The 12,671-nt window shown below is 64.4% G+C and carries 12 protein-coding genes; 8 read left to right on the top strand and 4 right to left on the bottom strand.

Features of this window, described 5'->3' with window-relative positions; translation table 11 throughout:
- The first annotated feature begins 24 nt into the window (after positions 1-24).
- The 5 genes from cysM to F3J44_RS26980 all read left to right on the top strand — a co-directional run bounded on the left by cysM (position 25) and on the right by F3J44_RS26980 (position 6,146).
- Entirely contained in the window at positions 25-924 is a 900-nt protein-coding gene (gene cysM / locus F3J44_RS27000) for a cysteine synthase CysM (protein ID WP_205300209.1), read from the top strand.
- Positions 925-2,283 carry a 23S rRNA (uracil(1939)-C(5))-methyltransferase RlmD gene (gene rlmD, locus F3J44_RS26995; protein WP_167277497.1) on the top strand — a complete coding sequence of 453 codons (1,359 nt, stop codon included), beginning with the start codon at positions 925-927 and terminating at the stop codon, positions 2,281-2,283. It abuts the gene before it with no gap.
- 96 nt (positions 2,284-2,379) lie between these two features.
- On the top strand, positions 2,380-4,620 hold the full coding sequence (relA, locus tag F3J44_RS26990) for a GTP diphosphokinase (protein ID WP_167069515.1): 2,241 nt from the start codon (positions 2,380-2,382) through the stop codon (positions 4,618-4,620).
- Between the two features lie 126 nt (positions 4,621-4,746).
- Positions 4,747-5,580 carry a nucleoside triphosphate pyrophosphohydrolase gene (mazG, locus tag F3J44_RS26985; RefSeq protein ID WP_167277496.1) on the top strand — a complete coding sequence of 278 codons (834 nt, stop codon included), beginning with the start codon at positions 4,747-4,749 and terminating at the stop codon, positions 5,578-5,580.
- Positions 5,581-5,606: 26 nt separating this feature from the next.
- Positions 5,607-6,146: a DUF2058 domain-containing protein gene (locus tag F3J44_RS26980; RefSeq protein ID WP_167069518.1), complete on the top strand. Its 540-nt coding sequence runs from the start codon at positions 5,607-5,609 to the stop codon at positions 6,144-6,146.
- Positions 6,147-6,192: 46 nt separating this feature from the next.
- Here the strand turns inward: F3J44_RS26980 and F3J44_RS26975 are convergent, their stop codons facing one another.
- The 4 genes from F3J44_RS26975 to purM all read right to left on the bottom strand — a co-directional run bounded on the left by F3J44_RS26975 (position 6,193) and on the right by purM (position 9,097).
- Complete coding sequence (locus tag F3J44_RS26975; RefSeq protein ID WP_167069520.1) at positions 6,193-6,375, bottom strand: hypothetical protein; 183 nt, start codon at positions 6,373-6,375, stop codon at positions 6,193-6,195.
- 291 nt (positions 6,376-6,666) lie between these two features.
- Positions 6,667-7,377, bottom strand: coding sequence for a DUF3108 domain-containing protein (locus tag F3J44_RS26970; protein WP_167069522.1), 711 nt, complete (start codon positions 7,375-7,377; stop codon positions 6,667-6,669).
- 8 nt (positions 7,378-7,385) lie between these two features.
- The gene (purN, locus tag F3J44_RS26965) at positions 7,386-8,039 is read right to left on the bottom strand and encodes a phosphoribosylglycinamide formyltransferase (RefSeq protein WP_167277495.1); all 654 of its coding nucleotides are present in this window, start codon (positions 8,037-8,039) and stop codon (positions 7,386-7,388) included.
- Entirely contained in the window at positions 8,039-9,097 is a 1,059-nt protein-coding gene (gene purM / locus F3J44_RS26960; RefSeq protein ID WP_167277494.1) for a phosphoribosylformylglycinamidine cyclo-ligase, read from the bottom strand. Before purM ends, purN begins: the two co-directional genes overlap by 1 nt.
- Positions 9,098-9,488: 391 nt before the next feature.
- Here purM and F3J44_RS26955 point away from each other — a divergent pair, with 391 nt between their 5' ends.
- The 3 genes from F3J44_RS26955 to hda all read left to right on the top strand — a co-directional run bounded on the left by F3J44_RS26955 (position 9,489) and on the right by hda (position 12,516).
- On the top strand, positions 9,489-10,547 hold the full coding sequence (locus F3J44_RS26955; RefSeq protein ID WP_167277493.1) for a DUF2066 domain-containing protein: 1,059 nt from the start codon (positions 9,489-9,491) through the stop codon (positions 10,545-10,547).
- A 21-nt stretch (positions 10,548-10,568) separates the two neighbouring features.
- Positions 10,569-11,633 carry an AI-2E family transporter gene (locus F3J44_RS26950; protein WP_240158553.1) on the top strand — a complete coding sequence of 355 codons (1,065 nt, stop codon included), beginning with the start codon at positions 10,569-10,571 and terminating at the stop codon, positions 11,631-11,633.
- Between the two features lie 175 nt (positions 11,634-11,808).
- A complete protein-coding gene (gene hda, locus F3J44_RS26945) occupies positions 11,809-12,516 on the top strand; it encodes a DnaA regulatory inactivator Hda (protein WP_008092169.1) in 708 nt (235 codons plus the stop codon).
- Positions 12,517-12,671 lie beyond the last annotated feature (155 nt).

The following is a 12,671-nucleotide window of genomic DNA, read 5'->3' as shown; positions in this document are numbered from 1 at the left end:
GCCGTCCGGATTGTGAAATACGCCATGACCTTGCAGTACCCAACCATCGCCGATTGCGTCGGCAATACGCCCCTGGTTCGCCTGCAGCGCATTGCTGGGGAAACCAGCAATACCCTCCTGCTCAAGCTCGAAGGTAACAATCCCGCCGGCTCCGTGAAAGACCGCCCGGCGCTGTCGATGATCACCCGCGCCGAACTGCGCGGCCAGATCAAGCCGGGCGACACCCTGATCGAAGCCACCTCCGGCAACACCGGCATCGCCCTGGCCATGGCGGCGGCGATCAAGGGCTACAAGATGATCCTGATCATGCCCGACAACTCCACCGCCGAACGCAAGGCGGCCATGACCGCCTACGGCGCCGAGCTGATTCTGGTGACCAAGGAAGAGGGCATGGAAGGCGCTCGCGACCTTGCCGAGAAGCTGCAGGCCGAAGGCCGCGGCCTGGTGCTGGACCAGTTCGCCAATGGCGACAACCCGATCGCCCACTACACCAGCACTGGCCCGGAGATCTGGCAGCAGACCCAGGGCAACATTACCCATTTCGTCAGCTCCATGGGCACCACCGGTACCATCATGGGCTGCTCGCAGTACCTCAAGGAACAGAACCCCAACGTGCAGATCGTCGGCCTGCAGCCGATGGAAGGTTCGGCCATTCCCGGCATCCGCCGCTGGCCGGAGGAGTACCTGCCGAAAATTTTCGACGCCACCCGCGTCGACCGCGTGGTCGACATGTCCCAGCAGGAAGCCGAGGACACCACCCGCCGCCTTGCCCGTGAAGAGGGCATTTTCTGTGGCGTGTCTTCCGGCGGTGCGGTGGCGGCGATGTTGCGCCTGTCCCGCGAAGTGGAAAATGCCGTGATGGTTGCGATCATCTGCGACCGCGGCGACCGATACCTGTCCACCGGCCTGTTCGACCCGAGCTAAATGTCAAAGAAGAAAAGCAACACCGGCCTGCGCTTCCAGCCGGCCGGTGGCAACCGCAGGCCCCAGGTTCCCGTGGGCAAGAAGCAGCGCCTGGACATCGAGCGCCTGGCCGGTGACGGCCGGGGCATCGCTTTCCTCGAAGGGCGCACCTGGTTCGTCAGTGGCGCACTGGCCGGCGAAGCGGTCGAAGCGCGCGTGCTCAATGCCCGTGGCAAGGTGGTCGAGGCGCGCCTGGAGCGCGTGCTGCAAGCCAGCCCCGAGCGCCGCCAGGCGCCGTGCCGCCACTACGAGCGTTGCGGTGGCTGCAACCTGCAGCACCTGCCCCATGACGCCCAGCTGGCGCTCAAGCAGCGCACCTTGGCCGAGCAACTGCAACGGGTGGCAGGCGTGCAGCCCGAGGAATGGGCCGCGCCCCTGAGCGGGCCGGAATTCGGTTACCGGCGCCGGGCGCGGGTGGCGGTGCGCTGGGACGTCAAGGCCAAGCGGCTGGACGTAGGTTTCCGCGCCGAGGCCAGCCAGGACATCGTCGCCATCGACGACTGCGCCGTGCTGGTACAGCCTTTGCAAACTACTCTCCGTCATTTGCCCACCGCGCTGCGCTCGTTGGGCAAGCCGCAGGCGATTGGCCATGTGGAGCTGTTCAGCGGCACCGCAGACGCGCTGCTGGTGCGCCATGTGGCGCCGCTGCCGGAGGAGGACCTGGCGCGCTTGCAGGCGTTCTGCGAGCAGGCCAACGCGCAGCTCTGGCTGCAAGGCGAAGGGGAACCGGCACCGGTGCAGGCGGACGCCAAACTGGGCTTTGCCCTGGCGCCCTGGCAGCTGGAACTGGCGTGGCGCCCGGGCGATTTCGTCCAGGTCAACGCCCAGGTCAACACGGCAATGATCGAGCAGGCCCTGGCCTGGCTCGCGCCGCAGGCCGACGAGCGAGTGCTGGACCTGTTCTGTGGCCTGGGCAACTTCGCCCTGCCACTGGCGCGCCAGGCCCGTGAGGTGGTGGCGGTGGAAGGTGTGCAGGCCATGGTCGATCGGGCCGCGGCCAATGCCCGGGAAAACAATGTGCATAATGCACGCTTTTTTCAGGCCGATTTATCGCAGCCTTTGGCAGGTGCCGGATGGGCCGCCGAGGGCTTTTCTGCGGTACTCTTGGATCCACCGCGCGACGGTGCGTACGAGGTGGTGCAAGGCATCGCCCGGCTCAACGCCAGGCGGCTGGTGTATGTATCGTGCAACCCGGCCACGCTGGCGCGAGACGCCCAGGTGCTGGTCGGCCAGGGGTACCGGTTAAAAAGGGCCGGGATTCTCGACATGTTTCCTCAGACGGCGCATGTCGAGGCCATGGCGTTATTCGAAGTGGGCTAGCAGGCTGGCCCCTTGGTGTGGCTTCCAGGGAGTGGAGGTCGCACGGTGATAGCCAGCGCACCCGTGTGGTGCGCTGTATGGAAAGGTAAAACAAAGATGGTACAGGTGAGAGTGCACCAGCCGGTCAACACCGACGGCAGTATCAATCTCGATGCATGGCTCGATCATGTGGTGAGCGTCGATTCGGCACTGGATCGCGTGGCGCTCAAGGAGGCGTGCGACTTCACCCAGGAGATCGAGAAGAAGGGCAACCCGGCCAAGCATTCCTGGGCCGACGGTACGTCCAGCTTCCAGGCGGGCCTGGAAATCGCCGAAATCCTTGCCGACCTCAAGCTCGACCAGGATTCGCTGGTGGCGGCGGTTATCTACCGTTCGGTACGCGAAGGCAAGGTGACCCTGGCCGAGGTTGGCCAGCGTTTCGGCCCGGTGGTGTCCAAGCTGATCGACGGCGTGCTGCGCATGGCCGCCATCAGTGCCAGCCTCAGCCCGCGCCAGTCGCTGGTGCTGGGTTCGCAGGCGCAGGTGGAGAACCTGCGCAAGATGCTCGTGGCCATGGTCGACGACGTGCGCGTGGCGCTGATCAAGCTGGCCGAGCGTACCTGCGCGATCCGCGCGGTGAAGGCCGCCGATGACGAAAAACGCCTGCGCGTGGCGCGCGAGGTGTTCGACATCTATGCGCCGCTGGCCCACCGCCTGGGCATCGGCCATATCAAGTGGGAGCTGGAAGACCTGTCCTTCCGCTACCTGGAGCCCGACCAGTACAAGCAGATCGCCAAGCTGTTGCACGAGCGCCGGCTGGACCGCGAGCGCTTCATCAGCGACGTGATGAACCAGCTGCAGAACGAGCTGTTGGCCACCGGGGTCAAGGCCGACATCAGCGGCCGGGCCAAGCACATCTATTCGATCTGGCGCAAAATGCAGCGCAAGGGCCTGGAATTCAGCCAGATCTACGACGTGCGCGCAGTGCGTGTGCTGGTGCCGGAGGTGCGTGACTGCTACACCGCGCTGGGCATCGTGCATACCCTGTGGCGGCACATCCCCAAGGAATTCGACGACTACATCGCCAACCCCAAGGAAAACGGCTACCGCTCGCTGCACACCGCGGTGATCGGCCCCGAGGGCAAGGTGCTGGAAGTGCAGATCCGTACCCACGGCATGCACGAGGAAGCGGAACTGGGCGTGTGCGCCCACTGGCGCTACAAGGGCACCGACGTCAAGCCAAGCTCCAACCACTACGAAGAGAAGATTTCCTGGCTGCGCCAGGTGCTGGAGTGGCACGAGGAGCTGGGCGACATCGGCGGCCTGGCCGAGCAGCTGCGGGTCGACATCGAGCCCGACCGGGTTTACGTGTTCACCCCGGACGGCCATGCCATCGACCTGCCCAAGGGCGCCACGCCGCTGGACTTCGCCTACCGGGTGCACACCGAGATTGGCCACAACTGCCGGGGCGCCAAGATCAACGGGCGCATCGTGCCGTTGAACTACAGCCTGCAGACCGGCGAGCAAGTGGAGATCATCACCAGCAAGCACGGCAACCCGAGCCGCGACTGGCTGAACTCCAACCTGGGCTACGTCACCACCTCGCGGGCGCGGGCGAAGATCGTCCACTGGTTCAAGCTGCAGGCACGTGACCAGAACGTCGCCGCCGGCAAGACCCTGCTCGAACGTGAGCTCAGCCGCCTGGGCCTGCCGCAGGTGGACTTCGAGCGCCTGGCCGAGAAAACCAACGTCAAAACCGCCGAGGACATGTTCGCCTCGCTCGGCGCCGGCGACCTGCGCCTGGCGCACCTGGTCAACGCTGCCCAGCAATTGCTCGAACCCGAGCGCATCGAGCAGATCGAGCTGGTGCCGCGCAAGCCCACCGGCCCGCGCACCGGCAAGCGTGGCGATATCCAGATCCAGGGCGTTGGCAACCTGCTGACGCAGATGGCCGGGTGCTGCCAGCCGCTGCCGGGCGATGCCATCGTTGGCTACATCACCCAGGGCCGCGGGGTCAGCATCCACCGCCAGGACTGCGCCTCGGTGCTGCAATTGGCCGGGCGTGAGCCGGAGCGCATGATCCAGGTGAGCTGGGGGCCGATCCCGGTGCAGACCTACCCGGTCGACATCGTGATCCGCGCCTACGACCGCCCAGGCCTGCTGCGCGATGTGTCGCAGGTGCTGCTCAACGAGAAGATCAACGTGCTGGCGGTGAACACCCGCTCGAACAAGGAAGACAACACCGCGCTGATGTCGCTGACCATCGAAATTCCGGGCCTGGATGCGCTGGGGCGCTTGCTGGGCAGGATTTCGCAGTTGCCGAACATCATCGAGACGCGGCGTAACCGTACCCCTTGAGACCGCGGCGCCTGCTTCGCGGGCAAGCCCGCTCCCACAGGGATAGGTGCAAGTTTCAAGCTCTGCACTTCACCTGTGGCAGCGGGCTAGCCCGCGAAGAAGGCTCCACCGAAGGACCTGCTTAACATGACCTACACCCTCGAAGACCTGCTGCACCTCATGGCCCGCCTGCGCGACCCGCAGTACGGCTGCCCATGGGACCTGAAGCAGGACTACGCAAGCATCGTCCCGCACACGATCGAGGAGGCCTACGAAGTGGCCGACACCATCGAGCGCGGCGACTTCGAGCACCTGCAGGGCGAGCTGGGCGACCTCTTGTTCCAGGTGGTCTACTACAGCCAGCTGGCCCGCGAGGAAGGGCGCTTCGAATTCGACGGCGTGGTCGACAGCATCACCCGCAAGCTGATTCGCCGCCACCCGCACGTGTTCCCCACCGGCGAACTCTACGCCCCGCTGGACACCCCCAGCCTGAACGAAGCCCAGGTGAAGTCGCGCTGGGAGGAAATCAAGGCCGAGGAGCGCGCGGAAAAAACCACCCCCGAACAGCTGTCGCTGCTCGATGACGTGCCAGCGGCATTGCCGGCGCTGTCGCGTGCGGCCAAACTGCAAAAGCGTGCGGCCACCGTCGGTTTCGACTGGCCTGCCGCGCTGCCGGTGCTGGACAAGGTGCGCGAGGAACTCGACGAAGTGTTGCAGGCCATGGCCGACAACGACGCCGATGCCCTCGAAGATGAAGTGGGCGACTTGCTGTTCGCCGCCGTCAACCTGGCCCGCCACCTCAAGCAAGACCCGGAAAATGCCCTGCGCCGCGCCAACCGCAAGTTCGAGCGGCGTTTTCGCTTCATCGAACAAGCGCTGCGCGACAGCGGTCGGCCGATTGAAGCCTGTAACCTTGACGAGCTGGACGCCCTTTGGGGTGAAGCCAAGCGTCAGGAAAAGAACCTGCCCAGCTGCGGCTGAGCGGCTGCATAAGTGAGTGAAAATCCATGAGTCTTTCCCTTCGCGACCAATTGCTCAAAGCCGGCCTGGTCAACCAGAAACAGGTCTCGCAGACCAACAAGGCTGAAAAGAAACAGAAACGCCTGGAGCACAAGGGCCAGGTTGAAGTCGACGACAGCCAGCAGCGCATCGCCAAGGAAGCGATGGCCGAAAAAGCCAAGCGCGACCAGGAGCTGAACCGTCAGCAGCAGGAAAAGGCCGAGCAGAAGGCCCGTGTGGCGCAGATCAAGCAGGTGATCGAAGCCACCCGCCTGCCGAAGCTGACCACCGAGGACTACTACAACTTCGTCGATGACAAGAAGGTCAAGCGCATCGCCGTCAACGCCCTGATGCGCACCCGGCTGAGCAACGGGGCGCTGGCCATCGTTTCCCACGCCGGTGGCTACGAGGTGATTCCGCGTGAAGCTGCGGTGAAGATCCAGGAGCGCGACCCTAGCCGCATCCTGCTGCTCAACACCCATGTCGAGGAAGCGGACGAGGACGATCCGTACGCGGCCTACAAGATTCCGGACGACCTGATGTGGTAAACACGAAAAACCCCGCCTCGGCGGGGTTTTTCATGGGAAGACGGTGTCATTGCGTGGTGCGCTGGTTTTCCAGGTCTTCGAGCTCCACGCGGTATTGGTGGGCTTCCTGTTCGTTGTGGAACATCCCGACCAATTGGCCTTGTTGGTGCACATCCCAAATCCGCAGGCCAGCAGCCTGGCCTTCGTGGGACATTTTCGATTCGTCGCGTTCGGTTACTTTGACAGTCATCGTTAAACTCCACTGCTTGAGTTGTCTGCGACACTGTGTCGCACAACCCCTTTATAGAATTTGTTAGCAGGCTAAGTAAATAAAACCGCGATGAAACTATCTTCATGAAACCCCGGAACGCAGAGCGCCTGCCAGGCATGTACCGTTTCTGATGACGCATCGCGAGCTTTGCTCGCTCCTACAGGGCCATGAACGGATCGCTCTGGTAGGAGCGAGCACGGCGGCGCCAACCACGCGCATAAAAAAGCCCCGCACAAGGCGGGGCTTCGCAAACCCAGGGCTTGAGCCCGCTCAGTTACCTTTCACCGACTTGCCGTCGACCGTGCCATCCTGCAGCACGATCACATACTCCTTGCCATCGGTTTCCACCTGGCGCAGTTGCACCAGCAGGTAATCCCAATCCTTGGCGAACCACAACTCGGTCACGCGCTTGTTCTGGCTGGGCGCACGCACGCGCTCGACCTTCACCGCCTCGACCTGGCCGGTCTTGGTGGTGACCTTCTCGGTGCCGAGCACGCGGAAGTCGTAGTTGTCGATCTCGTCGCCATCGACCACCTGGTAGGTCATGCTCTTCTTGCCGGCGGCCACATCGTGCTGCAGTGCCAGCTGGTAGGACGACTTGTCCAGCACGCCACGGTTGAGCGGCAGGCTGATGGCATCCTTGCGGTCGGTGCCAGTGATTTTCTTGGCGGTCCAGTCGAAGGTCAGGTCAACGGTCTTGGCCTTGCCCAAGCCACCGCGCTCGAAGTGGTACTTCTGCGGCAGCAGGGTGTCGTTGTCCATGCGCAGGGTGCTTTGCTCGGTCAGGCTGGCGATCATCATGGACGCCTTGAAATCAAGGTTCCAGCTGCCGTCCTTGTTCTTGACCAGGCTACGCTCGGCGGTGCCGCTCATGGGCAGCTGCTTCCAGTCAGCGGTGTAGCTGGCCGCGAACGGCTTCAGGTCAGCTGCCTGGAGGGGCAGGGCGAGCACGGCGAGAGCCATTAGCAGGGCGCGACGCATAAATTCTCCTAAGGTCGGATCAGGTGACCACTGGCCGGCAGCGGTTGGTCATCCAGTAAGGCACCCTGTTCGCCCAGGCGCAAGCGCCCCTGCGCAAACCAGTGCACCGCCAACGGGTAGATCTGGTGTTCCTGATGGTGGACCCGTTGGGCCAGGCTTTCCACCGTGTCATCAGACACCACCGGTATTACAGCCTGTACGACCAGAGGCCCGCCATCGAGTTCCTCGGTGACGAAGTGCACGCTGCAGCCATGTTCGGCATCGCCTGCTTCCAGTGCCCGGCGGTGGGTATGCAGGCCCTTGTAGCGGGGCAGCAGCGACGGGTGGATGTTGAGCAGGCGGCCCTGGTAGTGGCGCACGAAGCCGCCACTGAGGATGCGCATGAAGCCGGCCAGCACCACCAGGTCGGGGGCGAAGCCGTCGATGCGCGCCATCAGCGCGGCATCGAAGGCTTCACGGCCGTCGAACTGGGTGTGGTCGAGCACGACGGTGTCGATGCCCGCCGCCTCGGCCCGTTGCAGGCCATAGGCGTCGGCGCGGTTGGACACCACCGCGGCGATGCGCACCGGGCTGCCCTCAGCGCGGCAACTGTCGATCAACGCTTGCAGGTTGCTGCCGGAACCCGACAGCAGTACCACGACATTGCAGGGCTTGCTCGGCATCAGTATGCCTTGAGGTTCAGCAGCTCGACCTGGGCAGCACCTTCGGCAGCCTCGGCGATGTGGCCGATGACCCATGGCTGCTCACCGGCAGTGCGCAGTTCGTTCAGGGCGGCGTCGACCTGGCCCTGGGCCACGCAGATGACCATGCCCACGCCGCAGTTCAGCACGCGGTGCATTTCGTGCTCGTCGACGTTGCCTTTTTCCTGCAGGAAGTCGAACACCGCCGGGCGCTGCCAGCTGGCCACGTCAACCACGGCCTGGGCGTTTTTCGGCAGTACGCGCGGGATGTTGTCCAGCAGGCCGCCACCGGTGATGTGGGCCATGGCCTTGACGGCGCCGGTGTTCTTGATCAGCTGCAGCAGCGGCTTGACGTAGATGCGGGTTGGCGCCATCAGCAGGTCGGTCAGTGGCTTGCCGTCGAGCTGGGTGTTCTCGATGTCGGTGCCGGACACTTCGAGGATCTTGCGGATCAGCGAGTAGCCGTTGGAGTGCGGGCCCGAGGACGGCAGGGCGATCAGCGCGTCGCCGGTGGCAACCTTGGAACCGTCGATGATCTCGGCCTTTTCCACCACGCCGACGCAGAAGCCGGCCAGGTCGTAGTCTTCGCCTTCGTACATGCCTGGCATCTCGGCGGTTTCGCCGCCAACCAGCGAGCAGCCTGCCAGTTCACAGCCGGCGCCGATGCCGGTGACCACGGTGGCGGCCACGTCGACGTTCAGCTTGCCGGTGGCGTAGTAGTCGAGGAAGAACAGCGGCTCGGCGCCGCAGACCACCAGGTCGTTGACGCACATGGCGACCAGGTCCTGGCCGATGCTGTCGTGCTTGTTCAGGTTCAGGGCCAGGCGCAGCTTGGTGCCGACGCCGTCGGTGCCGGAGACCAGCACCGGCTGCTTGTAGCCGGCCGGGATCTCGCAGAGGGCGCCGAAGCCGCCCAGGCCACCCATGACTTCAGGGCGTGCGGTGCGTTTTGCCACGCCCTTGATGCGTTCGACCAGTGCTTCGCCGGCGTCGATGTCTACACCGGCGTCCTTGTAGCTCAGGGAGGGTTGCTTGCTCATTGATCCAGGCCTTTAAGAGGGAGGGATTCGTAAAAACGACCAAGACGGCCAAGGCCGGCTGGAAAGCGGCGGCTGCCTGAAACGTCAGTGGTCTGTGAAGGCGCGCGATTTTATCAGGGTTGCCGTGCAGCGGCCATCCTCAGGCCGACGGGCAGGGCATGAAAATGGGGATAAATCGTGTTGCCCCCCCGAAATAAGTGTAGGAGCGAGCGCAGCTCGCGATGCGCCGCCCAGGCGCCGCTCGATCTCCCGGCCACTGAACCTGTAAAGCCAAACACCTGTCAGACCCAACACATCCCCCCACCCCCTTATCTTTCACCCCTAGCGACTGGTTACCTGCTGCCCCCGTGTATAAGGTATAGGCATTGCGGTAAAAGGACAGGAATCCCCCATGCGTTCAATCACCATTCTGGCAGCCAGTTGCCTGGCCCTGATTTCGCTCACCGCCCAGGCTGAAAATGTCTCCGGGCTCTACCAGGTCCACCAACCGCTCGAAGGGCAGGGCGCCGAAGCCCGCACTGCTGCCACCGCCAAGGCCTTCGAAACCCTGGTGCTGCGCCTGACCGGCGACCCGAAGGCTGCGCAGAACCCGGCCCTGGCCGAGCTGCGCAAAGACCCGCAGCGTATCGTCAACCAGGTCGGCACCGAAGCTGGGCCGCCAGAGGCGGTGTTGGTCGAGTTCGACCCGGGCAGCACCGAGCAGGCCCTGCGCAAGGCGGGCCTGGCCCTGTGGGGCAGCAACCGGCCGTCAATCCTCAGCTGGTGGCTGAACGACAGCGCCGAGGGCAGTAACCTGGTCGGCGATGGCCAGGCCAGTGCCCAACCGCTGCGCCACGCCGCGCAGCACCGTGGGTTGCCGTTGCGCCTGCCGTTGGCCGACCTGCAGGAGCAACTGGTGGCCAATGCCAAGCAGCTCGAAGGCAACGACCCCGCGCCCCTGCGTGAGGCGGCCGAGCGCTATGGCGCCGATGCCCTGCTGGCTGTGCATGCCCAGCAAGCCGATGGCAAGTGGCAGGGCAAATGGCAGCTGTGGCTGGGTAACCAGCGTGAGCAGGGCACTGCCGAGGGCGCCGACCAGGCGGCCCTGGCCGATGCGGTGATGCTGGCGGTGAGCAACCGCCTGGCGCCACGCTACGTCACCAAGCCTGGCAGCAGTGGCCAGGTACAACTGCAGGTACAAGGCATGAACCTGCAGCGCTATGCCGAACTCAGCCGCGTGCTCGAACCCTATGGCCCACACCTGCAATTGGCCGAGGGTGGCACCCTGACCTATGCCGTCAGCGGCAGCCCTGAGCAGTTGCGTGCCCAGCTTGGCCTGGCCAAGTTGCAGGAAGTGCCGGCCGAGCAGGCGCCTGCCACGCCGGCGCCGGCCGCCCCAGGGACAACGCCTGGCACGAACCCGCCGCCCGCCGCGGCCAAGCCGTTCGACGGCCTGCGTTTTCACTGGTAAGGAGTACCGTTGGTGACTGATATGCGCCGCTGGATCTTGATCGGCACGGGTTTGCTGGTACTCGTGCTTCTTTATAGCCTGCACAACATCCTCACCCCGTTCCTGGTGGGCATCCTGCTGGCCTACATGGCCGACCCACTGGTCGATCGCCTGGAGCGCCTGGGCCTGTCGCGCACCTGGGGCGTGGTGGTGGTGTTCGGGTTGATCACCCTGGTACTGATGGCACTGCTGCTGGTGCTGGTGCCGATGCTGGCCAAGCAGCTGGTGCGCCTGTACGAGTTGGCGCCGCAGATCCTCGACTGGCTGCAGCACGTGGCCTTGCCCTGGGTGCAGCACAAGCTGGGCCTGGCCGATGGCTTCTGGAAGTTCGACAAGATCAAGGCCGCCATCGGCGAGCACATGGGCCAGACCACCGACATCGTCGGCGTGGTGCTGTCCCAGGCGACCGCGTCGAGCCTGGCATTGATCGCCTGGCTGGCGAACATGGTGCTGATCCCCGTGGTGGGCTTCTACCTGCTGCGCGACTGGGACCTGATGATGGCCAAGCTGCGCAGCCTGCTGCCGCGCCAGCGGGAGGAGCAGGTGGTGAGCCTGGCGGGCGAGTGCCACGAGGTACTGGGGGCGTTCGTGCGTGGGCAACTGCTGGTGATGGTCGCCCTGGGCATCATCTATTCGGCAGGCTTGATGCTGGTTGGCCTGGAGCTGGGGCTGTTGATCGGCATGCTGGCGGGGCTGGCGGCCATCGTGCCGTACATGGGCTTCATCATCGGCATTGGCGCGGCGTTGCTGGCGGGGCTGTTCCAGTTCGGCGGCGACCTGTACCCGATGCTGGGCATCGTGGCGGTGTTCATGGTCGGCCAGGCGCTGGAGGGGATGGTGCTGACCCCGTTGCTGGTGGGCGACCGCATCGGCCTGCACCCGGTGGCGGTGATCTTCGCCATTCTTGCCGGTGGCGAGTTGTTCGGCTTCACCGGCGTGCTGCTGGCGCTGCCGGTGGCGGCGGTGATCATGGTGCTGCTGCGGCATGTGCACGATCTGTATAAGGAATCGGACATGTATGGGGGTGATCCTGACCCGGATCTTTGATGACAGCAGGGGCCCGAGGTGAAATCTTCAACGCCCAGGCCCCTCGCCACACACCGCAACTCGTTGATTTTCCTTGCGCTATCTGCCTGCGTGATTGTGCGCCCCGCAATGCGGGTATAGACTTTGCACATTGTTCACCAAAGGCCCCCTGCGGTCGTCCCGACTGCCCGCGAGCATGAAACCACCGATCCAGTTGCCCCTGGGTGTGCGCCTGCGCGATGACGCCACCTTCATCAACTACTATCCGGGCGCCAATGCCGCGGCGTTGGGCTATGTCGAGCGGCTATGCGAAGCCGATGCCGGCTGGACCGAGAGCCTCATCTACCTGTGGGGCAAGCAGGGCGTTGGCCGCAGCCACCTGTTGCAGGCCGCCACCCACCGCTTCCAGCAGCGCGGCGAACCGGCCGTGTACCTGCCGCTGGCGCAACTGCTCGACCGCGGCGTGGAACTGCTCGACTACCTGGCCCAGTACGAACTGGTGTGCATCGACGACCTGCACGTGATCGCCGGCAAGGCGGATTGGGAAGAGGCCATGTTCCACCTCTTCAACCGCCTGCGCGACAGCGGCCGGCGCCTGCTGCTGGCGGCCTCTGCGTCGCCCCGCGAACTGCCGATCAAGCTGCCCGACCTCAAGTCGCGGTTGACCTTGGCCCTGGTCTTTCAGATGCGCGGCCTGTCCGATGAAGACAAGCTGCGCGCCCTGCAGCTGCGCGCCTCGCGCCGTGGCCTGCACCTGACCGACGAAGTCGGCCATTTCATCCTTACCCGTGGCACGCGCAGCATGAGCGCGCTGTTCGACCTGCTCGAACGGCTCGATCAAGCCTCACTGCAGGCACAACGCAAGCTGACCATCCCGTTCCTGAAGGAAACCCTCGGCTGGTAAAGCCCGTAAACACTGGGCTCTGAGGGGCAAAACGAAAAAGTCACATCTTTTTCGATAAAATTTGCAAATGGCCGTGATAGAGGGCATAGTTTCCCCCTTCTAAAGGATTACAGACACGGTCGTGCCCATGCTGAAGCGCTTCGCACCCCTCGTGC

It is taken from the genome of Pantoea sp. Tr-811 (assembly GCF_011752535.1).
Classification (GTDB): domain Bacteria; phylum Pseudomonadota; class Gammaproteobacteria; order Pseudomonadales; family Pseudomonadaceae; genus Aquipseudomonas.
This window is presented reverse-complemented; position numbering and strand designations above follow the sequence as displayed.

What these genes read in the sequence shown, in the direction of transcription:
- cysM (WP_205300209.1), top strand. Translation starts at nt 25, where the DNA reads ATGACCTTGCAGTACCCAACCATCGCCGATTGCGTCGGCAATACGCCC.
- rlmD (WP_167277497.1), top strand. Translation starts at nt 925, where the DNA reads ATGTCAAAGAAGAAAAGCAACACCGGCCTGCGCTTCCAGCCGGCCGGT.
- relA (WP_167069515.1), top strand. Translation starts at nt 2,380, where the DNA reads ATGGTACAGGTGAGAGTGCACCAGCCGGTCAACACCGACGGCAGTATC.
- mazG (WP_167277496.1), top strand. Translation starts at nt 4,747, where the DNA reads ATGACCTACACCCTCGAAGACCTGCTGCACCTCATGGCCCGCCTGCGC.
- F3J44_RS26980 (WP_167069518.1), top strand. Translation starts at nt 5,607, where the DNA reads ATGAGTCTTTCCCTTCGCGACCAATTGCTCAAAGCCGGCCTGGTCAAC.
- F3J44_RS26975 (WP_167069520.1), bottom strand. Translation starts at nt 6,375, where the DNA reads ATGACTGTCAAAGTAACCGAACGCGACGAATCGAAAATGTCCCACGAA.
- F3J44_RS26970 (WP_167069522.1), bottom strand. Translation starts at nt 7,377, where the DNA reads ATGCGTCGCGCCCTGCTAATGGCTCTCGCCGTGCTCGCCCTGCCCCTC.
- purN (WP_167277495.1), bottom strand. Translation starts at nt 8,039, where the DNA reads ATGCCGAGCAAGCCCTGCAATGTCGTGGTACTGCTGTCGGGTTCCGGC.
- purM (WP_167277494.1), bottom strand. Translation starts at nt 9,097, where the DNA reads ATGAGCAAGCAACCCTCCCTGAGCTACAAGGACGCCGGTGTAGACATC.
- F3J44_RS26955 (WP_167277493.1), top strand. Translation starts at nt 9,489, where the DNA reads ATGCGTTCAATCACCATTCTGGCAGCCAGTTGCCTGGCCCTGATTTCG.
- F3J44_RS26950 (WP_240158553.1), top strand. Translation starts at nt 10,569, where the DNA reads ATGCGCCGCTGGATCTTGATCGGCACGGGTTTGCTGGTACTCGTGCTT.
- hda (WP_008092169.1), top strand. Translation starts at nt 11,809, where the DNA reads ATGAAACCACCGATCCAGTTGCCCCTGGGTGTGCGCCTGCGCGATGAC.